Here is an 18724-nt window from a genome sequence, read left to right as displayed (position 1 = left end):
GAAAATGAAATCCGCGTGATTCTGCGACACACCTTCGCCCCGCCCAACAACACGCGCCTGGGCCACCTGTGCGGCCCGCTCGACGCGAACCTGCGGCGCATCGAGGAAGCGCTCAACGTCAAGATCGCGCACCGCCACGAGCAATTCAAGATCGACGGCCCCAAGGTCAACGCCCAGCGCGCCATGGAGGTGCTGCAGGCACTCTACGAGATCGCCCAGCGCGTGATCGACCCGGCCGTGGTGCAGCTCACGCTGGCCAGCGACAGTTCGATGGACGAGGAAGGCGCCCCGGCCCTGGCTACGCGGCGCCCCGACCTGCGGGCCCGCACGCCGACCCAGGCGCTCTATCTCGAGAACATCGCCAACCACGACATCACGCTGGGCATCGGCCCCGCGGGCACCGGCAAGACCTACCTCGCGGTGGCCTGCGCGGTCGATGCGCTCGAGCGCAGCGCGGTGCAGCGCATCGTGCTGACCCGGCCCGCGGTCGAGGCCGGCGAGCGGCTCGGCTTCCTGCCCGGCGACCTGACCCAGAAGGTCGACCCCTACCTGCGGCCGCTCTACGACGCCCTCTACGACCTGATGGGATTCGATCGCGTGCAGAAGGCCTTCGAACGCAACGCGCTCGAGATCGCGCCGCTGGCCTTCATGCGCGGGCGCACCCTCAACAACGCCTTCGTGATCCTCGACGAGGCGCAGAACACGACGGTCGAGCAGATGAAGATGTTCCTGACCCGCATCGGCTTCGGCGCCAAGGCGGTGGTGACCGGCGACGTCAGCCAGATCGACCTGCCCAAGACCCAGCCCAGCGGGCTGATCGACGCCGAGCGCGTGCTCAAGCGCGTCAACGGCATCGCCATCACGCGCTTCACGAGCGCGGACGTGGTGCGCCATCCGCTGGTGGCGCGCATCGTCGACGCCTACGACAACGCGCGCAAGCGCACCGTGAGCCGCTGACATGGCGCTGCCCGACCTCTCGCTCTCCCTGCAGTTCGCCCGCTTCAAGGGCGTCGAGCGCCATCGTGCCGCATTGCCGCGCCACAGCGTCGCGCGCTGGATCCGGCACGCGCTCGATGCCGACGGCGAGATCACGGTGCGCATCGTCGATGCCGAAGAAGGCCAGCAGCTCAACCGCGAGTTCCGCCACAAGGACTACGCGACCAACGTGCTGACCTTCGACTATGCGCAGTCGCCGGTCGTGATGGCCGACCTGGTTCTGTGCGCACCGGTCGTCGCCCGAGAGGCGAAGGAGCAGCGCAAGACGCTGGCCGCGCACTATGCCCACCTGCTGGTGCACGGCACGCTGCATGCGCAGGGCTGGGACCACGAGACCGGCGACGAAGACGCCGAGGCGATGGAAGCGCGCGAGATCGAGATCCTCGCCGGTCTGGGGATGAGAAACCCTTACTGAGACCTTGCGGGACAGACCAACAAATTGCGCAGCAATTTTTGCTCTGTCCCCAACCGATCAGATCTTCGCCCCCAACCGATCAGACCATCCGCAGCGGAATCGTCACCGGCCCATCATTGACCAGGTGCACCTGCATGTCCGCGCCGAACTCGCCGGTCGCCACCACCGGATGCGCTTCGCGCGCCCGGGCGACGAAGTACTCGTAGAGCCGCCGCCCTTCGTCCGGAGGCGCGGCCTGCGTGAAGCTCGGCCGGTTGCCGCCGCTCACGTCGGCGGCCAGCGTGAACTGGCTGACGACGAGCAGTCCGCCGCCCACATCCTGCACGCTGCGGTTCATCTTGCCGGCCTCGTCCCCGAAGATGCGCAGCTTGAGGATCTTCGCCAGCAAGCGGTCGGCCAGCGCATCTGCATCGTCGCGCTCGGCGCACAGCAGCACCAGCAGTCCCGCTTCGATCGCGCCCACGGTGAGCCCGCCGATGTCGACCCGCGCGCTGCTCACGCGCTGCAGCAGCGCCTTCATTCGGCCTCGCCCTTCGGGGTCGCACGCGCTTCCATGCCCAGCGGCAGCAGCTGGATCGTCACCCGCAGGCCGGGCAAGGCGTCCATCAGCGCCTGCTCCAGGCCATCGCGCAGGCCCGCGGCACGCTGCAGCGTCCAGCCGCCCGGCACGTGCATGTGGAGGTCGGCGAAGCGCCGCTGGCCGGCACGGCGCGTGACGATGTCGTCGAAGCGCAGCTGCGCGCCTTCGGGCACCTCGGCCGCGAAGCGCTGCAGCGTCGTGTTCAAGCGGGCCAGCGACTCGGGCTCGATCGCCTCGTCCATCAGCCCCTGCGAGGAGCGCCAGACCAGCTTCACGCCCTCGCGCGCGATGTTCAAGGCCACGCCGATCGCCAGCAGCGGGTCGAGCCAGAGCCAGCCGGTCAGGCCGACCGCGACGATCCCGATCACCACCCCGGCCGAGGTCCAGACATCGGTGATCAGGTGGCGCGCATCGGATTCGAGCGCGATCGAGCGGTGCGTGCGCGCGGCCCGGAGCATCACGAAGGCCAGCGCCCCGTTGAAGGCCGAGCTGAGGACCGACAGCCCGAGCCCCCAGCCGAGCTGCTCCAGCGGCTGCGGCGACAGCAGCCGCAGCACCGCGACCCAGATGATCGCGATCGCCGCGCCGATGATCAGGATCCCCTCGAAGCCCGACGAGAAGTACTCCGCCTTGTGATGGCCGTACGGGTGGTCGTCGTCCGCCGGGCGGGCGGCGACCGTGACCATCGCCAGCGCGAAGGTGGCGCTCGCCAGGTTCACGAAGGACTCCATGGCGTCCGAGATCAAGCCCATGGAATTGGTGACGTAGCCGGCCGCGCCCTTCAGCACGATCGTGACCACGGCGACCCCGATCGACGCTCGCAGCAGCTGCACGGGGGTCAAGGAGGCGAATTTCAATGGATGAAAAGTAACGACAAGGAAAAATGCGGACAAAGGCGCAGAGGCGGCGCGCGCAGCACCGGCGGATTATCGGGGCCCATTCGCCCTCGCGTACCATCGGCCCGAAACACCCGGTATCGCCGCGGAGGTGCCATTGAACACTAAGACAACCCAGATCCTGTACGCCCTCGTGCTCGCCTTCGTGGGTGCGGCAGCCCAGACGAATGCAGGCCACGCGCTCGCCGCCGAAACCCCGAAGCCCGCCGGCGCCGAAGAACGCGCCGGCATCGTCAAGTCCGTGCGCGGCGACGTCCAGTTGCTGAGCGGTGGTGCCCAGGCACGCCCCGCGGCGGCCGGCGACGCCGTGGCGCCCATCGACCGCCTCCAGACCGGCGCCGACTCGGGCGCCAGCGTGGTGCTGCGCGACGGCACGACCCTGGTCGTGGGCCCGTCCACGCGCATGGACCTCAAGCAGTTCCATTTCGATTCGACCACCCAGGACGGCGGCATGCTGGTCTCGCTCTTGCGCGGGACGCTGCGGATGGTGACCGGCCTGATCGGCAAGACCCATCCCGACGCCGTGCGCGTCGAGACCCAGAGCGCCGTCATCGGCATCCGCGGCACCGATTTCATCGTCGAAGTGGATCCCCAGCCGTGACAGTTCGAACGATTTGCCTTCTTGCCGTCCTGCTGAGTTCCGCACTTCTTGCTGCCTGCTCCACACCGGGCACCCGCGTCGTGCTGCTGCCGCAGGCCGACGGCAAGCCCTCCGCCGTGCAGGTGAGCACCGAGGACGGCGTCGAGACCTTGTCGCAGCCCTTCGAGCGGGCGACCACGAAAATCGGCGCCAAGGGTGCGCCGGTGGTCGACAAGGCCGACCCGGATCGCGTCAAGCGCGACAACAAGCTGCTCTTCGAGCTGATGCCGCCGCCGACGCAGTTCTACACCGTCTACTTCGAGGTCGGCGGCACCGTGCTCACGGCCGCCTCCCAGGTCTCGATGAACGAGGCCCTGGCGGCCGCCCGGGCGCGCAGCGGCGGCGAGATCGTGGTCACCGGCCACACCGACACGGTCGGCGCCACGGCGCGCAACGACGAGCTCTCGCTCGCGCGGGCGCTGCAGGTGCGCCAGCTCTTCCTGGCGCGCGATTTCCCGCCGAACCGGATCGAGGCGGTGGGCCGCGGCGAGCGCGAACCGGCGGTGCCGACGGCCGACGAGGTCGCCGAGCCCCGCAACCGCCGAGTCACCATCCAGGTGCGATAGCGCTCCGGGCGCTCAGGCCAGGGTGACCTTGGCGAACTTGCGCTTGCCGACCTGCACGACATAGGTGCCGGCCGGCAGCTTCAACGCCTTGTCGCTGATCACGGTCGAATCGACGCGGACGCCGCCGCCGTCGATCAGCCGGTTGCCTTCGGAGGTCGAGGGCGCCAGCCCGGCCTGCTTGAGCAACTGGGCGATGCCCAGCGGGGCGCCCGCCAGCGAGACTTCGGGAATCTCGTCCGGAACCCCGCCCTTGCTGCGGTTGATGAAGTCCTGCTCGGCGGCTTCGGCCGCCGCGGCGCTGTGGAAGCGGGCCGTGATTTCCTTGGCCAGGGCGACCTTGGCATCCTTCGGATTGCGCCCGGCCTCGACCTCGGCCTTGAGCGTGGCGATCTCGGCCAGCGACTTGAAGCTCAGCAGCGTGTACCAGCGCCACATCAGGGTGTCGGAGATCGACAGCACCTTGGCGAACATGGTGTTCGGCTCCTCGCTGATGCCGATGTAGTTGTTCTTGCTCTTCGACATCTTCTCGACGCCGTCGAGCCCTTCCAGCAGGGGCATAGTGAGTATGCACTGCGGCTCCTGGCCGTATTCCTGCTGGAGATGGCGCCCGACCAGCAGGTTGAACTTCTGGTCGGTTCCCCCGAGCTCGAGGTCCGACTTGAGCGCCACGGAGTCGTAGCCCTGCATCAGCGGGTACAGGAACTCGTGCACCGAGATCGATTGCCCGGCCTTGAAGCGCTTGTTGAAGTCGTCGCGCTCCATCATCCGCGCCACGGTGTACTTGGCCGCCAGCTGGATCATTCCGCGGGCCCCCAGCGGATCGCTCCACTCGGAGTTGTAACGGATCTCGGTCTTCGAGGGGTCGAGTACGAGGCTGGCCTGTTTGTAGTAGGTTTGCGCGTTGGCCTCGATCTGCTCCCGGGTCAGCGGCGGCCGGGTGCTGTTGCGCCCCGACGGGTCGCCGATGGTGGTCGTGAAGTCGCCGATCAGGAAGATCACCGTGTGACCCAGGTCCTGCAGCTGGCGCATCTTGTTGAGCACCACCGTATGCCCGATGTGGATGTCCGGCGCAGTCGGGTCCAGGCCCAGCTTGATGCGCAGCGGGGCGCCGGTCGCTTCGGAACGCTGGAGCTTGCGCACCCACTCGTCCTGGGGGAGCAACTCGTCAGTCCCACGGAGTGAAATTTCGAGGGCCTGTCCTACACCTTCGGACAGACTTGTGGATGTAACAAAACCGGGGTTCATTGGGCTCTTTGGCTGTTTTTTCTATGGCCGAAGCTATACTCAGCCCGACTTTTCCAAGCGCCGGATTGTAAGCGGCGCTGTGAACGCACCGTCCTGCCGCCCGTCCGACACGGCCTTCGCAGTACGGATTCGCTGAACCTGAGCTGGATTTCGAAGTTTGATCAACGGCATTCTGGCCGCCGAGGAGCTGATTGCTTCGCGCGTGGCTCACACATTCAGGACGTATCCGAAGCAGATCACGGCTGCGATCGCTGCGTTGCTGCTGTCCGCTGGCGGCGGTGCCTTCGCCGTCGCCTCCCTCGGCCCCGATGCGGCCGAGCTCCCCGTCAAGCAGGTCTTCGAGGCCGTCGCCCCGTCCACTTCCTTCACCGAGCAGCTCGAGGCGCTGGACGCCCACACCTTCACCCTGTTCCGGACCGAAATCACGCGCTCGAGCGACACCGCCGAGGCGCTGCTGCAGCGCCTGGGCTTGTCCGACCCGGCCGCGGCCGCCTTCGTGCGCGGCAATGCCGAAGCCCGGACCGCGCTGCTGAGCCGCCCCGGCCGCACCGTGACCGCCGAAGCGACGCCCGAAAACGCGCTGATGAAGCTCAGCGCCCGGTGGATGCCCGACGGCGATGGCGGCTTCAAGCGGCTGGTGGTCGAAAAGACCCCCACCGGCTTCCGTGCCCGCACCGAGACCGATGCACTGACGCCCGGTTCACGGCTCGCCAGCGGCATCGTGCGCACCTCGCTGTTCGCCGCCACCGACGACGCCCGCATCCCGGACCCGGTCGCCAGCCAGCTGGCCGACATCTTCTCGGGCGACGTCGATTTCCGCGCGCTGCGCAAGGGCGATCGCTTCGCGGTGGTCTACGAGACCCTCGATGCCGACGGCCAGACGCTGCGCACCGGCCGCGTGCTGTCGGCCGAATTCGAGAGCAACGGCAAGCTCTACCAGGCGCTGTGGTTCCAGGAGCCCGGCCAGAAGGGCGGCTACTACCGCCCCAACGGCGACAGCCTGCGCCGTGCCTACCTGAGCTCGCCGGTCGAGTTCTCGCGCGTGACCAGCGGCTTCGCGATGCGCATGCACCCGATCCTGAACAGCTGGCGCCAGCACCACGGCATCGACTTCGCGGCGCCCACCGGCACCCCGGTGCGCGCGGTCGGCGACGGCACGGTCGAGTTCGCCGGCACCCAGAACGGCTACGGCAACATCGTGGTCGTGAAGCACCGCAACAACCAGGAAACCGCCTACGCGCACCTGAGCCGGGTCGACGTCAAGGTCGGCCAGAGCGTCAGCCAGAGCCAGACCCTCGGCGCCGTCGGCTCGACCGGCTGGGCCACCGGCCCGCACCTGCACTTCGAGTTCCGGGTCAATGGCGAATACCGCGACCCGGCCACGATCGCGCAGCAGGAAGGCGGCGTACCGATCACCGCGTCCTCGCGACCCGCCTTCGAGCGGCTGGCGATCGCCACGCGCACCGAGCTGTCGGCCGCGTTCTCGGTCGTCCAGGCCAGCGCCGACTGACGCGCCGGCCGCAAGGCCTCGCCCTCGCCTCCCCGCACCATGGCTGAACTCTTCATCGGCCTGATGTCGGGCACCTCGCTGGACGGGGTCGACGGCGTGCTGGCGGATTTCTCGAACGGCGGCATTGCCGTACAAGGCTACGCGGCGGCGCCCTTCCCCATGGGACTGCGCGCCGAGCTGATGGCGCTCAACACCGCGGGCAGCAACGAACTGCATCGGGCCGCATTGGCCGCCAACGGACTGGCGCGGGTGTACGCGCGGGTGGTGCGGCAGTTGCTGGACGATGCCGATGTGGCGGCCGACGCCATCGCCGCCATCGGCGCCCACGGCCAGACCGTCCGCCACCGCCCCGGCGAGTTCGACGAAGTCGGCTACACCCTGCAGATCAACAACCCCTCGCTGATCGCCGAGCTGACCGGCATCCGGGTCGTGGCCGACTTCCGCAGCCGCGACCTGGCGGCAGGCGGCCAGGGCGCGCCGCTGGTGCCGGCCTTCCACCGCGCCCTGTTCGCCCGCGACGACCAGGCGGTGGCGGTACTGAACATCGGCGGCATCTCCAACCTGAGCCTGCTGCCGGCCGGCAGCGGCACCGTTCTGGGCTTCGATTGCGGGCCGGGCAACGCGCTGCTCGACCACTGGAGCCAGACGCACATCGGCCAGCCCTTCGACGCCGGCGGCCAGTGGGCGGCCAGCGGCCGGGTGCTGCCCGAACTGCTCGAGCGACTGCTCGGCGAAGCGTATTTCGCCAAGGCGCCGCCGAAGAGCACCGGCCGCGACCTCTTCCATCCCAACTGGCTGGCCTCGCACCTGGGCACTTCGGCCGCGAGTCCGGTCGACGTCCAGGCGACCCTGACCGAGCTGACCGCCAGCACCTGCGCCTCGCACTTGCTGCGCTACGGCGCCGACAGCAGGACCTTGGTGGTCTGCGGCGGCGGCGCCCTCAACCAGCACCTGCTGACACGGCTGCGGGCCCTGCTGCCGGCGGTCGAGGTGGTCTCCTCGGCCGAGCGCGGCCTGCCGCCGCAGGAGGTCGAGGCCGCGGCCTTCGCCTGGCTGGCACGGGCCACGCTGCGCGGCGAAGCGGGCAATCTCGCCAGCGTCACGGGCGCCCGCGGGCCGCGCGTGCTCGGCGCCATCTACCCCGCCTGATCAGCCCTGGCCCGATACCTCGGGCTGGGCCGGCTGCACTGCCCGCGCCTCGGGCGGCAGATGCCAGAAGATCAGCGCCGAAGCCAATGTGACCAGCCCCATGCTCGCGAAGGTCGCCTCGAAGGCATGCAAGGTCGCCCGCGGCGTGGCGCTGCCGAAGACCTCGGTGTAGCCGCCCAGCACCGCGCTGGCGGCGGCCACGCCCATGCTCATCGCGAGCATCTGCACCATCGACAGCAGCGTGTTCCCGCTGCTCGCCATGCTGCCGTCGAGATCTTTCAGCGTGATCGTGTTCATGGCGGTGAACTGGAGCGAGTTCACGGCGCCGAACACCAGCAGCTGGAGGATCTGCAGCGCCATCGGCTGTTCCGGCGTCGCCAGTCCGAAGCTGGCCATCGTCAGCCCCACCAGCGCCGTGTTGACCACCAGCACCCGGCGATAGCCGTGGCGCACGATCAGCGGGGTCGCGAAGCGCTTCATCGCCATCCCGGCCAATGCGATCGGCAGCATCATGAGCCCGGCCCTCAGCGGCGAGTAGTTCATCGATACCTGCAGCAGCAGCGGGATCAGGAAGGGCATGCAGCCGCTGCCCAGGCGCGAGAACAGGTTGCCGAGCAAACCGATGCTCAAGGTCGGGATGCCGAACAGCGCGGGCTCGAACAGCGGATGGGGCTTGCGCACGGCATGCAGCCAGTAGGCCGTGATGGCGGCAAAGCCGAAGACCAGCAGCACCAGCACGCCGACGCCGCGCAGCCCGAGCCCGGACACACCATCGATGGCCAGCGAGATCGCGACCATGCCGAAGGCGAGGAGCGCATAGCCGACGCCGTCGAACGGCCGCAGTCCGGCCGCACGCAGGTCGGGCATGAAACGCAAGGTCGCCAGGCAGCCGGCCAGGCCGACCGGGACGTTGATCAGGAAGATCCAGTGCCAGGAAGCGTATTCGACCAGCCAGCCGCCCAGGGTCGGCCCCAGCAGCGGACCGATCAGGCCGGGGATGGCGACGAAGCTCATCGCGGCCAGGAACTGGGCCCGCGGCACGGTGCGAAGCAGCGCCAGCCGCCCGACCGGCAGCAGCAGCGCACCGCCCATGCCCTGCACCACCCGCGCCGCCACCAGCTGCCCGATGCCGCGCGACAGCGCGCACAACACCGAGCCGATCACGAACAGCACGATCGCGGCGAAGAACACCCGGCGGGTGCCGAAGCGGTCGGCGATCCAGCCCGAGGCCGGGATCAGCATCGCCATGGTGAGCGCATAGGCCACCACCACCGACTGCATCCGCAGCGGGCTGGCGCCCAGGCTGCTCGCCATCGCCGGCAGCGCCGTGTTGATGATGGTGCCGTCGAGCGTCTGCATGAAGAAGCCGACGGCCACCAGCCAGAGCAGGCTCTTGCGGGGCGATTCGGAGCTGCTCATGCGGAGGTGGGGCGAACAGCAAAAAGCCGCCCGGAGGCGGCTTCGTGAGGATGGGCGTGGTCGGTGCGGACCGGCACGCGCCAGGGCATCAGGCCGAGAAGCTCGAGCCGCAGCCGCAGGTGCTGGTGGCGTTCGGGTTCTTGATCACGAACTGGGCGCCCTGCAGGTCTTCCTTGTAGTCGATCTCGGCGCCGACCAGGTACTGGTAGCTCATGGCGTCGATCAGCAGCGAGACACCATTCTTGGTCATCGTGGTGTCGTCTTCGTTGGTGATCTCGTCGAAGGTGAAACCGTACTGGAAGCCCGAGCAGCCGCCACCCTGCACGAACACGCGCAGCTTGAGGTCGGGATTGCCTTCTTCGGCGATCAGGTCGGCGACCTTGGCGGCCGCGCTGTCGGTGAAGACGATCGGCTCGGGCATCATGGCCGGGGTCTGGATGGTTTCTGCAACGGCGCTCATTGTGAGGGGACTCCTGTGGGGCCGAACTTTGCGGCCGATCAACCAATGCTACTTCAACCAACAAAAAACCGCCCGAAGGCGGTTTCTTGACATTGCGAGCGGTAAGCCCAAACGCCTTAGCGCTTGGAGAACTGCTTGCGGCGGCGTGCGGAATGCAGACCGACCTTCTTGCGCTCGACTTCACGCGCATCGCGCGTCACGAAGCCAGCCTGGCTCAGCACCGGCTTGAGCGTCGCGTCATAGTCGATCAGCGCGCGGGTGATGCCGTGGCGCGCCGCGCCGGCCTGACCCGATTCACCGCCGCCGGCGACGTTGATCATGATGTCGAAGGTTTCGACGTTGTTCGTCAGGAACAGCGGCTGCTTCGCGATCATGATGGAGGTTTCCCGGCCGAAATAAGCCTGGATGTCCTTGCCATTGACCGTGATCTTGCCGGTGCCCTTCTTGATGAACACACGGGCGACGCTCGATTTGCGACGGCCGGTGCCATTGTTCCATTCACCAATCATTCTCAAGGCTCCTTACAGTTCCAGCACTTTGGGCTGTTGGGCGGTATGCGGGTGCTCTGCGCCACCGTACACCTTGAGTTTCTTGATCATCGCGTAGCCGAGCGGGCCCTTGGGCAGCATGCCCTTGACGGCCTTTTCCAGGGCGCGGCCCGGGTGCTTGGCTTGCATGTCGCGGAAGTTCGTCGCCGTGATACCGCCCGGGTAGCCCGAGTGACGGTAGTACACCTTGTCGATCGGCTTGGCGCCGGTCACGCGGAGTTGCGATGCGTTGATGATGACGATGAAGTCACCGGTGTCGACGTGAGGCGTGTAAATGGCCTTGTGTTTGCCGCGCAAACGGAGAGCAACTTCGCTGGCTACTCGTCCGAGGACCTTGTCGGTCGCGTCAATCACAAACCACTCGTGCGTCACGTCAGCGGGCTTGGCGCTGAACGTTTTGGTCATGAGTTTTCTCTTTTGAAGAGGGTTTGGCGGGCCCTTTTCCACGGTCGGCGTTCCTCTTGCGGGAATCTCTTAGGTGGTGGTTGTCCTCCGCCGCGGGGCCACAAAAGCGCTGCGAAGCCCTCCATTATATGAAGAATCGAGCCTGGAGGGCAAATCCGGCCTGTGGGCCCAGGCTCTGGCCTAGCGGAGCACCCGCACCAGCTCCAGTGATTCGTTCGAGCTGCTCGCGTTGCCGCGCCGGTGCTCGGCCTCGAATCGCACCACCCTGCCCAGGTCGCGCGCATACCAGGTGGAGGCCCTGAAGGGCGTGCCGACCGCGGAGGCGCCGGTGCCATAGGAGGCATAGATCCAGCCCGAATAGTCGATCTGGACCACGTTCAGGTCCAAGCCGTCGACGCGCATCGTCCGTTCGGCCACCACCGTGGCATCGAGTTCATGGCGCCATTTGTCGCCCGTGGCGGTCACGTAGTCCAGATGCCAGCGCATGCCAGGCTTGAGATCCTTGCGCCCCCAGCCGCCGGGAGGCGACGAGACGTCGTAGCTGCCGCCGACCGGCGAGGCGACCGAGACCACCCGGCCGTCGGTCTTCTCGACCCGCCCGCCCATGTTGAAGATCACCTCGTCGCCCGTGACGCGATCCACGCGATAGATCACCGTCGACCGGTTGCCGGTCAGGCGATCGATGCGCTGGAATTCGAGTCCGTCGCCGGGCCGCAGCGGGGCCGTGAGGGCGTTCGCCACCGCCGCCGGCGTGGAGCCGGGCGCGGCGGTTCGGGCGTCGCCCCGCGGCCGCTGGGCCAGCGCGGCCTGGGCGCGGGCCGCAATCTCGGGCACGAAATCGGCGGGCACGGCGAAAGCAGGCGCGCCGGGGTCGCGGCCGGCGGCGCTCGTGATGCCCAGCAGGCGGCCTTCGGCGTCGAACAGGCCGCCGCCGCTAGCTCCCGCGGCAAGCACCGCGGCCAGCTGCAGTTGCCGGTCGTCGCCGTCCTCGCCACGCAAGCCGGTGAGCATGGTCTCACCCAGCGTGTTCTCGACCCCGCGCGGACTGCCGACCAAGTAGGCCTTCTGGCCCACCCGGGCCGTCCCTGGCGACGCCAGCGGCACCGGCGCGACATGGAAATTGGCGACCCGGATCTGGCACAGGTCGCGCTCGACGTCCGGGTGTTCCAGCGTCGCGCCGTAGGTCACGTTGTCCTGCCGGATCACGAAGCTGGCGGCCTTCGCCAGCACGTGGCAGGCGGTCACCAGGCGGCCCGGTGCGACCACCACGGCACTGCCGGTGCGCAGCAGCCGCTCCTGCGCATCGAGGGCGCGGACTGTCCACACAGCGGGCGACACCCGGGCAAAAAGCAGGTCGGGCTCGAGCGCGAAGGCGCCCGACGCGACGAAGGCGCCGGCCAGGAAGGCCGCCGTACGGACTATGCACGCGAGGGTCATGGCGCCGCTCACTTCCGGGCCGGCAGCAAGGCGCCGAGATCGTCGAGCGAGACCCGCGAGGCCGGCTTCGGCGCCGCCGCTGGTGCCGGATCGGCCGACGTCGCGATCGCCGCGATCACAGGAGCCGGTGGGGGTGCCGCGGAGGCCGGAACCGCGGCTTCGACCACCGCGACCTTCGCCGGCGCAGAAGCGCCGGCAACAGGCGCAGGCGCCGCCATCCGCGTGACGCCCTGCGCCACGCCGGCGACGGGCAGGTCGCCCTGCTGCACGCTGCGGTCGTAGCTGCGCTCTTCGCCGAACACGAGCTGCATCCAGCTCGGATAGTTGTAGCCGGCACCGCTGCCGACGTCGATGGCGGCGCCGATCACGCCGCCGACCACAATGTTGCCGACCATCCCGGCGTTGACGCGCGACACCGCCTGGCCGCTCGCCGGCGGCAGCCCGGCCTGGGTGCATTCGACCCGGAGATTGGCGCCGGAACGCCGCACCAGCACGCTCTGGCCGGACTGCGTGAGTGCATCGCCCTTGTCGTTGGACAGTCGGCATTCGGCGCCCTCGATGGCCTTGCCGTCCGGCGTGAGGGTTTCGATCTTCACGGATTGGGTCGTGCCGTGCGTGACCGACGCGCAGCCGGTCAAAATAGACAGCATGCCCGCGCACGCGCACAGGCCCCAGAATCGCCATCCAGCTCCTCGCATCCTCGATCCTTTGTAATTTAATGTTACGGCGCGTGAGTCTAGCGTTCCCCCGTTCATCTTCCAGGCACTATTTCTCATGTTCAGCTACCGCCACGCGTTCCATGCCGGCAACCACGCCGACGTGCTCAAGCACACGGTTCTGATTGCCACGCTCGACCACCTGCTCGAGAAGGAAGCCGCCCTCACGGTGGTCGACACGCACGCCGGCGCCGGCCTGTACCGGCTCGACGGCGACTACGCCGGCACCAGCGGGGAGGCGGCCGAGGGCATCCTGCGCCTGCTGGCCCCCCCGAAGGCAGCGCCTGCGGCCGCGCCGGGGGCGGGCAAGCCGCCCAAGACTGCCGCCAAGGCACCGGACGCGCCGCTGGCCGACGCCCTGGCCCGCTACCTCGAGGTGGTGGGCGACTTCAATCCCAAGGGCGGGGCCAGGATCTACCCCGGTTCGCCCTTCATCGTGCACCACCTGCTGCGCGAGCACGACAAGCTCAAGCTGTTCGAACTGCACCCGACCGATGCCCGCACGCTCGACGCCAACATCGCCCAGCTCGAAGCAGGCCGCCAGATCGCGGTACTGCGCGACGACGGTTTCGGCAGTGCCACCAAGTTCCTGCCGCCGCCCTCGCGCCGCGCGCTGGTGCTGTGCGACCCGAGCTACGAGATCAAGAGCGACTACGCGCGGGTCCTGGACTTCGTGGCCGAGGCGCTCAAGCGCTTCGCCACCGGCACCTATGCGGTCTGGTATCCGATCATCCCGCGGCCGGAGGCGCACGACCTGCCGCGCCGGCTCAAGACCATGGCGACCAAGGCCGGCAAGTCGTGGCTGCACGCCACGCTGACTGTCAAGTCGAGCAAGATCACGACCGACGCAACCGGCGCCACGCACCGACCGGGCCTGCCCGCGAGCGGCATGTTCCTGATCAACCCGCCCTTCACGCTGAAGCCGCTGCTGGCGGCGGCACTGCCGCAGATGGTCGAGCGCCTGGCACAGGACCGCAACGCCACCTTCTCCCTGGACGCCGGAGGCTAGCCCTTCAGCGCCGCTTGCGCGCGGGAACCGTCCGGGTCGCCTTGCGGGGCGCCGGCTCGGGTGCGGCTTGAGCCGGCGTTTCGGCCGCGCCGACCTCGCTGTCGCCGCAGCGGTCGCTGTCCTTGTCGACCACCGACAGCGCGACCTGCTTGATGCCCATCCCGAGCATGCCGATCGACTCCGCGGCGGCCCGGCTCAGGTCGATGACGCGGCCCGAGGCGTAGGGGCCTCGGTCGTTGATGCGCACCAGCACCTCGCGGCCGTTGACCAGGCTGCGCACGCAGACGCGGGTATTGAACGGCAGCGTCTTGTGGGCCGCCGTCAGGGCCGTCATGTCGAAGCGCTCGCCGTTGGCGGTCTTGCGCTGGTGGAACTGGATGCCGTACCAGGAGGCGCCGCCGCGCTCGAAGATCTCGCGCTTGCCGTCGTCGCCCGGAATGCCGTCGTCCGGCCCCAGCTCTCCGCTGCCCGACACCGCCAGGTCGTAGCGCACCGAGGGCACCGCGGAGCGCGGCGGCGCACCTGGCGGCAGGGCCGGCTGCTTGGCCAGCGGGCGCAAGCGCCCCTGCGGCACATCGCCACCGGCTTCGCCCTGCGAGGGCGGCTGCACCGCGCAGCCCACGAGCAGCCCGGCCGCGAGCAACGCCGCCAGGCCACCACGCAATGTCATGCAGCCCAACCCAGCCGCTGCAGCACGCCGAGCGTGGCCACCGACTGGTTCATCGTGTAGAAGTGAAGCGCCGGCGCGCCGCTGGCGCACAGCCGCTCGCACAGGGCCGCGACGACATCGAGGCCGAAGGCCTTGATCGAGGCCGTGTCGTCGCCGTAGCCCTGCAGCCGCAGCCGGATCCAGCGCGGGATCTCGGCGCCGCAGGCATCCGAGAAGCGCATCAGTTGCGTCGAACTGGTGATCGGCATGATGCCCGGCACGATCGGCGTGTCGATCCCCAGCGAGCGGGCGTCATCGACGAAGCGCCAGTAGGCCTCGGGGCTGAAGAAATATTGCGTGATGGCGGAGTCGGCGCCGGCGCGCACCTTGGCCGCGAAGGCCTGCAGGTCGGCTTCGGGCGAACGGGCCTGCGGATGCACCTCGGGATAGCAGGCGACCTCGATGTGGAAGTCGCGGCCGGTCTCCTCGCGGATGAAGGCCACGAGGTCGCTCGCATAGTGGAACTCGCCGCCAAGGCCGTAGCCGCTCGGCAGGTCGCCGCGCAGGGCGACCAGGCGCTTCACGCCCATTGCCTTGAGCTCGGCCAGCTGCGCGCGCACTGTCGCCTTGGTGGCGCCGATGCAGGAGAAATGGCAGGCCGCGGCCACGCCTTCGGAGAGGATCTCGCGCACCGCGCCGAAAGTGCCCTCGTGCGTCGAGCCGCCGGCGCCGTAGGTCACGGAGCAGAACTCGGGCGACTGCACGTAGAGCTGCTGGCGCACCGCGCGCAGCTTGACCGCGCCCTCGGGCGTCTTGGTCGGAAAGAACTCAAAGCTCAGCGGAAGGCGCACGGCCGGCTCCTGGTTCGCCGTCCGCATGAACAGCATGGATGAAGAATTCACGGTTGCCGTCGCCGCCCTCGATCGGGCTGTCGAGCCAGCGCACGACGCGCAGTCCGAGCGCCGCGCAGCTGTCGCGCAGGCGCTGCTCGACCAGCGCGTAGAGCGCCGGGTCGCGCACGATGCCGCCCTTGCCGACCTGGCCCGGCTGCAGCTCGAACTGCGGCTTGACCAGCATCAGCAGGTCGCCATCGGCCGCCAGCAGCGGCACAAGCGCGGGCAGCACCAGCGTCTGCGAGATGAAGGACAGGTCGCCGACGATCAGGCCGAAGCCCTCGTCGACCGGCGCCTCGTCGTCGTCGGATCCGGCGGCCCAGGCCTCGGCCGTCAGGGTGCGCGCATTGACGCCCTCGACCGCGGTCACGCGCGCATCCTCGCGGATGCGGGCATGCAGCTGGCCATGGCCGACGTCGACGCCGACCACATGCGCAGCGCCGCGCTGCAGCAGGCAGTCGGTGAAGCCACCGGTCGACTGGCCGACGTCCAGGCAGCGCCGGCCGCCCGGGTCGATGCCGGTGGCGGTCAGCGCGCCCTCCAGCTTGAGGCCGCCGCGCGACACGTAGCGGGCCTCGGCGGCATCGAGCAGTTCGAGCTCGGCCGCTTCGGGGATTTCGTCGCGGTTCTTGCCCACGACGCGCCAGTCGGCGCCATCACGCCAGCGCAAGCCGCCGGCGATCAGGCGTACCGCCTGCGAACGCGAAGCGGCGAGGCCGCGTTCGACGAGCAACTGATCGGCACGCAAGGCGTGGCGCTCAGGCCGGCGCTGGGCCGCCCCGAGGCGGCCTGCGACCCCCTCGGGGGGCAGCGACACACAAAGTGAGGAGCGTGGGGGCCATAGTCAATAACGGTAGGTGTCGGGCTTGTACGGGCCGTTCTTGTCGACGCCGATGTAGGCGGCCTGGGCATCCGTCAGCTCGGTCAGCATCGCGCCGACCTTCTTCAGGTGCAGGCGGGCGACCTTCTCGTCCAGGTGCTTGGGCAGCACGTAGACCTTGCCGGCCTGGTAGGCGTCGGGCTTGGTGAAGAGCTCGATCTGGGCGATGGTCTGGTTGGCGAACGAGGACGACATCACGAAGCTCGGGTGGCCCGTGCCGCAGCCCAGGTTCACGAGGCGGCCCTTGGCCAGCAGGATGATCTTCTTGCCGTCCGGGAAGGTGATGTGGTCGACCTGCGGCTTGATCTCTTCCCACTCGTACTTCTCGATCGACGCGACGTCGATCTCGTTGTCGAAGTGGCCGATGTTGCAAACGATCGCCTGGTCCTTCATCTTCGCCATCGTGTCGTGCGTGATGACGTCCTTGTTGCCGGTGGTCGTCACGAAGATGTCGGCCTTGTCGGCCGCGTATTCCATGGTCACGACCTTGTAGCCTTCCATCGCGGCCTGCAGGGCGTTGATCGGGTCGATCTCGGTCACCCACACCTGGGCGCTCAGCGCGCGCAGGGCCTGGGCCGAGCCCTTGCCGACGTCGCCGTAGCCGGCCACGCAGGCGACCTTGCCGGCGATCATCACGTCGGTGGCGCGCTTGATGCCGTCGACCAGCGATTCGCGGCAGCCATAGAGGTTGTCGAACTTGCTCTTGGTGACCGAGTCGTTGACGTTGATGGCGCGGAACAGCAGCGTGCCCTTGGCCGACATCTCGTTCAGGCGGTGCACGCCGGTGGTGGTCTCTTCGGTCACGCCGATGATCTCGGCCGACTTGCGGGTGTACCAGGTGGCGTCGACAGCCAGCTTGGCCTTGATCGCGGCGTAGAGGATGCGCTCTTCCTCGCTGGTCGGATCGGCAAGCACCCCCAGGTCCTTCTCGGCGCGCTGGCCCAGGTGCATCAGCAGCGTGGCGTCGCCGCCGTCGTCGAGGATCATGTTCGGGCCTTCGGCCTTCGAGCCCTTGGGGCCGAAGTCGAAGATGGCGTGGGTGTAGTCCCAATAGTCCTTGAGCGACTCGCCCTTGATCGCGAACACCGGCGTGCCGGCGGCGGCGATGGCAGCAGCGGCGTGGTCCTGGGTCGAGAAGATGTTGCACGAAGCCCAGCGCACGGTGGCGCCGAGGGCCTGCAGCGTCTCGATCAGCACGGCGGTCTGGATCGTCATGTGCAGCGAGCCGGTGATGCGCGCGCCCTTGAGCGGCTGGCTCTTGGAGAATTCCTCGCGGATCGCCATCAGGCCGGGCATCTCGGTTTCGGCGATGCGGATTTCCTTGCGGCCCCAGGCGGCGAGGGACAGGTCGGCGATCGCCTGGTCGGCGGTCGAAACGGGGGTCGGTTTGAGAACAGCGCTCATGTTGGCTCCAAAGCAGGTTTGACAGTGGCCACTGCGTTCGGGATGGGACTCACCGCGAGAACAGCGGGTGAGCGTGGTTGCGATGATGGTCCGAGCCTCACGCCTGACGGCGCTGCAACGCTCCTCGGAACGGGGTATTTTAGCGCGTCGCGCGACCGGGCTGCCAGCAGGGTCCGGCGGATCGGCCTAGACTGCCTGCGCCCCCCACGACCACCACCGCCCATGTCCAAGACCAGACTCCTCGCCGCGCTCGTTGCGCTTTCCGTGCTTCCGGCCGTCGCCCTGGCGCAGCAGACCGTGCGCGTGCGCGGGGTCATCGAGCGCGCCGACGCCCAGACGCTGACCGTCAAGGACCGCAGCGGCGAGGTCGTGACGCTGGTGCGGCCGGTCGACATGAATGTCTCCGAGGTGGTGCCGCTGACGATGGCCGACATCAAGCCCGACAGCTACGTCGGCGCCGGCGCGATGCCGCAGCCCGACGGCACCCAGCGGGCGATCGAGATCGTGGTGTTTCCGGAGGCCTCGCGCGGCACCGGCGAAGGCTTCCGGCCCTGGGACATGCTGCCCGAGAGCACGATGACCAATGCCACGGTCGCCACCCTGGCGGCGGCGCCGGCCTCGGTGCCGGGCGGCCAGAAGCTGGTGCTGCGCTACCCTGGCGGCGAGCAGACCGTGATCGTGCCGCCCGGCACCCCGGTCGTCACCTTCAAGCCGGGCAACCATGACCAGGCCGCCCTGGTGGTGCCGGGCGCCAAGGTGGTCGTCACGGCGCAGGTGAAAGACGGCAAACCCACGGCCTTGCGCCTGCTGGTAGGCCGCAACGGCTTCGCGCCGCCGATGTGAATCGCACAGACCGGCCGGCACGCTGGCGGCCCTCCCGGTAAAATCGCGGGCTTTGCCTTCAGCA

21 protein-coding genes and 1 riboswitch are annotated in these 18724 nt (G+C 68.6%); of the genes, 8 read left to right on the top strand and 13 right to left on the bottom strand.

The features are described 5' to 3' along the window. Positions 1 to 15: 15 nt before the first annotated feature. Together QTI45_RS23165 and ybeY are read left to right on the top strand one after the other, a co-directional pair. Complete coding sequence (locus QTI45_RS23165) at positions 16 to 957, top strand: PhoH family protein (RefSeq protein WP_286370092.1); 942 nt, start codon at positions 16 to 18, stop codon at positions 955 to 957. Position 958: 1 nt separating this feature from the next. Next, on the top strand, positions 959 to 1411 hold the full coding sequence (gene ybeY, locus QTI45_RS23160) for an rRNA maturation RNase YbeY (RefSeq protein WP_286370093.1): 453 nt from the start codon (positions 959 to 961) through the stop codon (positions 1409 to 1411). Positions 1412 to 1490: 79 nt separating this feature from the next. Here the strand turns inward: ybeY and dtd are convergent, their stop codons facing one another. After that, on the bottom strand, positions 1491 to 1931 hold the full coding sequence (gene dtd, locus QTI45_RS23155; RefSeq protein WP_286370094.1) for a D-aminoacyl-tRNA deacylase: 441 nt from the start codon (positions 1929 to 1931) through the stop codon (positions 1491 to 1493). Beyond that, complete coding sequence (locus QTI45_RS23150) at positions 1928 to 2833, bottom strand: cation diffusion facilitator family transporter (protein ID WP_286370095.1); 906 nt, start codon at positions 2831 to 2833, stop codon at positions 1928 to 1930. The genes dtd and QTI45_RS23150 overlap by 4 nt, the downstream gene beginning before the upstream one ends. Before the next feature lie 151 nt (positions 2834 to 2984). Between QTI45_RS23150 and QTI45_RS23145 the strand changes: the two genes are divergently transcribed. Further along, on the top strand, positions 2985 to 3488 hold the full coding sequence (locus QTI45_RS23145) for a FecR family protein (protein ID WP_286370096.1): 504 nt from the start codon (positions 2985 to 2987) through the stop codon (positions 3486 to 3488). Then, positions 3485 to 4093 (top strand): OmpA family protein, encoded by a 609-nt coding sequence (locus QTI45_RS23140; RefSeq protein WP_286370097.1) that lies wholly within the window; start codon positions 3485 to 3487, stop codon positions 4091 to 4093. Before QTI45_RS23145 ends, QTI45_RS23140 begins: the two co-directional genes overlap by 4 nt. A 12-nt stretch (positions 4094 to 4105) precedes the next feature. Here the strand turns inward: QTI45_RS23140 and tyrS are convergent, their stop codons facing one another. Beyond that, positions 4106 to 5338 (bottom strand): tyrosine--tRNA ligase, encoded by a 1233-nt coding sequence (gene tyrS / locus QTI45_RS23135; protein WP_286370098.1) that lies wholly within the window; start codon positions 5336 to 5338, stop codon positions 4106 to 4108. Between the two features lie 157 nt (positions 5339 to 5495). On the opposite strand from tyrS, the gene QTI45_RS23130 reads away from it, so the two are divergent. Continuing rightward, positions 5496 to 6848: a M23 family metallopeptidase gene (locus QTI45_RS23130; protein ID WP_286370099.1), complete on the top strand. Its 1353-nt coding sequence runs from the start codon at positions 5496 to 5498 to the stop codon at positions 6846 to 6848. Positions 6849 to 6887: 39 nt separating this feature from the next. Further along, positions 6888 to 7997, top strand: coding sequence for an anhydro-N-acetylmuramic acid kinase (locus QTI45_RS23125; RefSeq protein ID WP_286370100.1), 1110 nt, complete (start codon positions 6888 to 6890; stop codon positions 7995 to 7997). On the opposite strand, the gene mdtD is transcribed toward QTI45_RS23125, so the two are convergent. The 6 genes from mdtD to QTI45_RS23095 form a co-directional block, all read right to left on the bottom strand. Beyond that, the gene (gene mdtD, locus QTI45_RS23120) at positions 7998 to 9416 is read right to left on the bottom strand and encodes a multidrug transporter subunit MdtD (RefSeq protein WP_286370101.1); all 1419 of its coding nucleotides are present in this window, start codon (positions 9414 to 9416) and stop codon (positions 7998 to 8000) included. Positions 9417 to 9504: 88 nt separating this feature from the next. After that, the gene (erpA, locus tag QTI45_RS23115) at positions 9505 to 9876 is read right to left on the bottom strand and encodes an iron-sulfur cluster insertion protein ErpA (protein ID WP_286370102.1); all 372 of its coding nucleotides are present in this window, start codon (positions 9874 to 9876) and stop codon (positions 9505 to 9507) included. A gap of 116 nt (positions 9877 to 9992) precedes the next feature. Further along, complete coding sequence (gene rpsI / locus QTI45_RS23110) at positions 9993 to 10385, bottom strand: 30S ribosomal protein S9 (RefSeq protein ID WP_183027376.1); 393 nt, start codon at positions 10383 to 10385, stop codon at positions 9993 to 9995. Between the two features lie 12 nt (positions 10386 to 10397). Further along, the gene (gene rplM, locus QTI45_RS23105) at positions 10398 to 10829 is read right to left on the bottom strand and encodes a 50S ribosomal protein L13 (protein ID WP_286370103.1); all 432 of its coding nucleotides are present in this window, start codon (positions 10827 to 10829) and stop codon (positions 10398 to 10400) included. A 180-nt stretch (positions 10830 to 11009) separates the two neighbouring features. Then, positions 11010 to 12266 (bottom strand): S1 family peptidase, encoded by a 1257-nt coding sequence (locus QTI45_RS23100; RefSeq protein ID WP_286370104.1) that lies wholly within the window; start codon positions 12264 to 12266, stop codon positions 11010 to 11012. Positions 12267 to 12274: 8 nt separating this feature from the next. Continuing rightward, positions 12275 to 12862, bottom strand: coding sequence for a hypothetical protein (locus tag QTI45_RS23095; RefSeq protein WP_286370105.1), 588 nt, complete (start codon positions 12860 to 12862; stop codon positions 12275 to 12277). Positions 12863 to 13040: 178 nt separating this feature from the next. On the opposite strand from QTI45_RS23095, the gene QTI45_RS23090 reads away from it, so the two are divergent. After that, positions 13041 to 13991, top strand: coding sequence for a 23S rRNA (adenine(2030)-N(6))-methyltransferase RlmJ (locus QTI45_RS23090; protein WP_286370106.1), 951 nt, complete (start codon positions 13041 to 13043; stop codon positions 13989 to 13991). 4 nt (positions 13992 to 13995) lie between these two features. On the opposite strand, the gene QTI45_RS23085 is transcribed toward QTI45_RS23090, so the two are convergent. From QTI45_RS23085 to ahcY, 4 genes are all read right to left on the bottom strand, one after another. Then, the gene (locus QTI45_RS23085; RefSeq protein WP_286370107.1) at positions 13996 to 14661 is read right to left on the bottom strand and encodes a septal ring lytic transglycosylase RlpA family protein; all 666 of its coding nucleotides are present in this window, start codon (positions 14659 to 14661) and stop codon (positions 13996 to 13998) included. Next, a complete protein-coding gene (gene metF, locus QTI45_RS23080; RefSeq protein WP_286370108.1) occupies positions 14658 to 15491 on the bottom strand; it encodes a methylenetetrahydrofolate reductase [NAD(P)H] in 834 nt (277 codons plus the stop codon). The genes QTI45_RS23085 and metF overlap by 4 nt, the downstream gene beginning before the upstream one ends. Continuing rightward, positions 15469 to 16281: a TlyA family RNA methyltransferase gene (locus QTI45_RS23075; RefSeq protein WP_286370109.1), complete on the bottom strand. Its 813-nt coding sequence runs from the start codon at positions 16279 to 16281 to the stop codon at positions 15469 to 15471. Before QTI45_RS23075 ends, metF begins: the two co-directional genes overlap by 23 nt. A gap of 96 nt (positions 16282 to 16377) precedes the next feature. After that, positions 16378 to 17817, bottom strand: coding sequence for an adenosylhomocysteinase (gene ahcY, locus QTI45_RS23070; protein ID WP_286370110.1), 1440 nt, complete (start codon positions 17815 to 17817; stop codon positions 16378 to 16380). 62 nt (positions 17818 to 17879) lie between these two features. Next, positions 17880 to 17949: riboswitch (S-adenosyl-L-homocysteine riboswitch) on the bottom strand. A gap of 90 nt (positions 17950 to 18039) precedes the next feature. Between ahcY and QTI45_RS23065 the strand changes: the two genes are divergently transcribed. Continuing rightward, the gene (locus tag QTI45_RS23065; protein ID WP_286370111.1) at positions 18040 to 18660 is read left to right on the top strand and encodes a hypothetical protein; all 621 of its coding nucleotides are present in this window, start codon (positions 18040 to 18042) and stop codon (positions 18658 to 18660) included. Positions 18661 to 18724: the final 64 nt, after the last annotated feature.

Origin of the sequence: Variovorax saccharolyticus (genome assembly GCF_030316765.1) — a bacterium.
Taxonomy (GTDB): domain Bacteria; phylum Pseudomonadota; class Gammaproteobacteria; order Burkholderiales; family Burkholderiaceae_C; genus Variovorax; species Variovorax saccharolyticus.
This window is presented reverse-complemented; position numbering and strand designations above follow the sequence as displayed.

Excerpts from the sequence above, each read along its gene's own strand:
- ahcY (WP_286370110.1), bottom strand. The coding sequence starts at position 17,817 with ATGAGCGCTGTTCTCAAACCGACCCCCGTTTCGACCGCCGACCAGGCG.
- dtd (WP_286370094.1), bottom strand. The coding sequence starts at position 1,931 with ATGAAGGCGCTGCTGCAGCGCGTGAGCAGCGCGCGGGTCGACATCGGC.
- rpsI (WP_183027376.1), bottom strand. The coding sequence starts at position 10,385 with ATGATTGGTGAATGGAACAATGGCACCGGCCGTCGCAAATCGAGCGTC.
- tyrS (WP_286370098.1), bottom strand. The coding sequence starts at position 5,338 with ATGAACCCCGGTTTTGTTACATCCACAAGTCTGTCCGAAGGTGTAGGA.
- ybeY (WP_286370093.1), top strand. The coding sequence starts at position 959 with ATGGCGCTGCCCGACCTCTCGCTCTCCCTGCAGTTCGCCCGCTTCAAG.
- QTI45_RS23125 (WP_286370100.1), top strand. The coding sequence starts at position 6,888 with ATGGCTGAACTCTTCATCGGCCTGATGTCGGGCACCTCGCTGGACGGG.
- erpA (WP_286370102.1), bottom strand. The coding sequence starts at position 9,876 with ATGAGCGCCGTTGCAGAAACCATCCAGACCCCGGCCATGATGCCCGAG.
- QTI45_RS23065 (WP_286370111.1), top strand. The coding sequence starts at position 18,040 with ATGTCCAAGACCAGACTCCTCGCCGCGCTCGTTGCGCTTTCCGTGCTT.
- rplM (WP_286370103.1), bottom strand. The coding sequence starts at position 10,829 with ATGACCAAAACGTTCAGCGCCAAGCCCGCTGACGTGACGCACGAGTGG.
- QTI45_RS23100 (WP_286370104.1), bottom strand. The coding sequence starts at position 12,266 with ATGACCCTCGCGTGCATAGTCCGTACGGCGGCCTTCCTGGCCGGCGCC.
- QTI45_RS23090 (WP_286370106.1), top strand. The coding sequence starts at position 13,041 with ATGTTCAGCTACCGCCACGCGTTCCATGCCGGCAACCACGCCGACGTG.
- QTI45_RS23085 (WP_286370107.1), bottom strand. The coding sequence starts at position 14,661 with ATGACATTGCGTGGTGGCCTGGCGGCGTTGCTCGCGGCCGGGCTGCTC.
- mdtD (WP_286370101.1), bottom strand. The coding sequence starts at position 9,416 with ATGAGCAGCTCCGAATCGCCCCGCAAGAGCCTGCTCTGGCTGGTGGCC.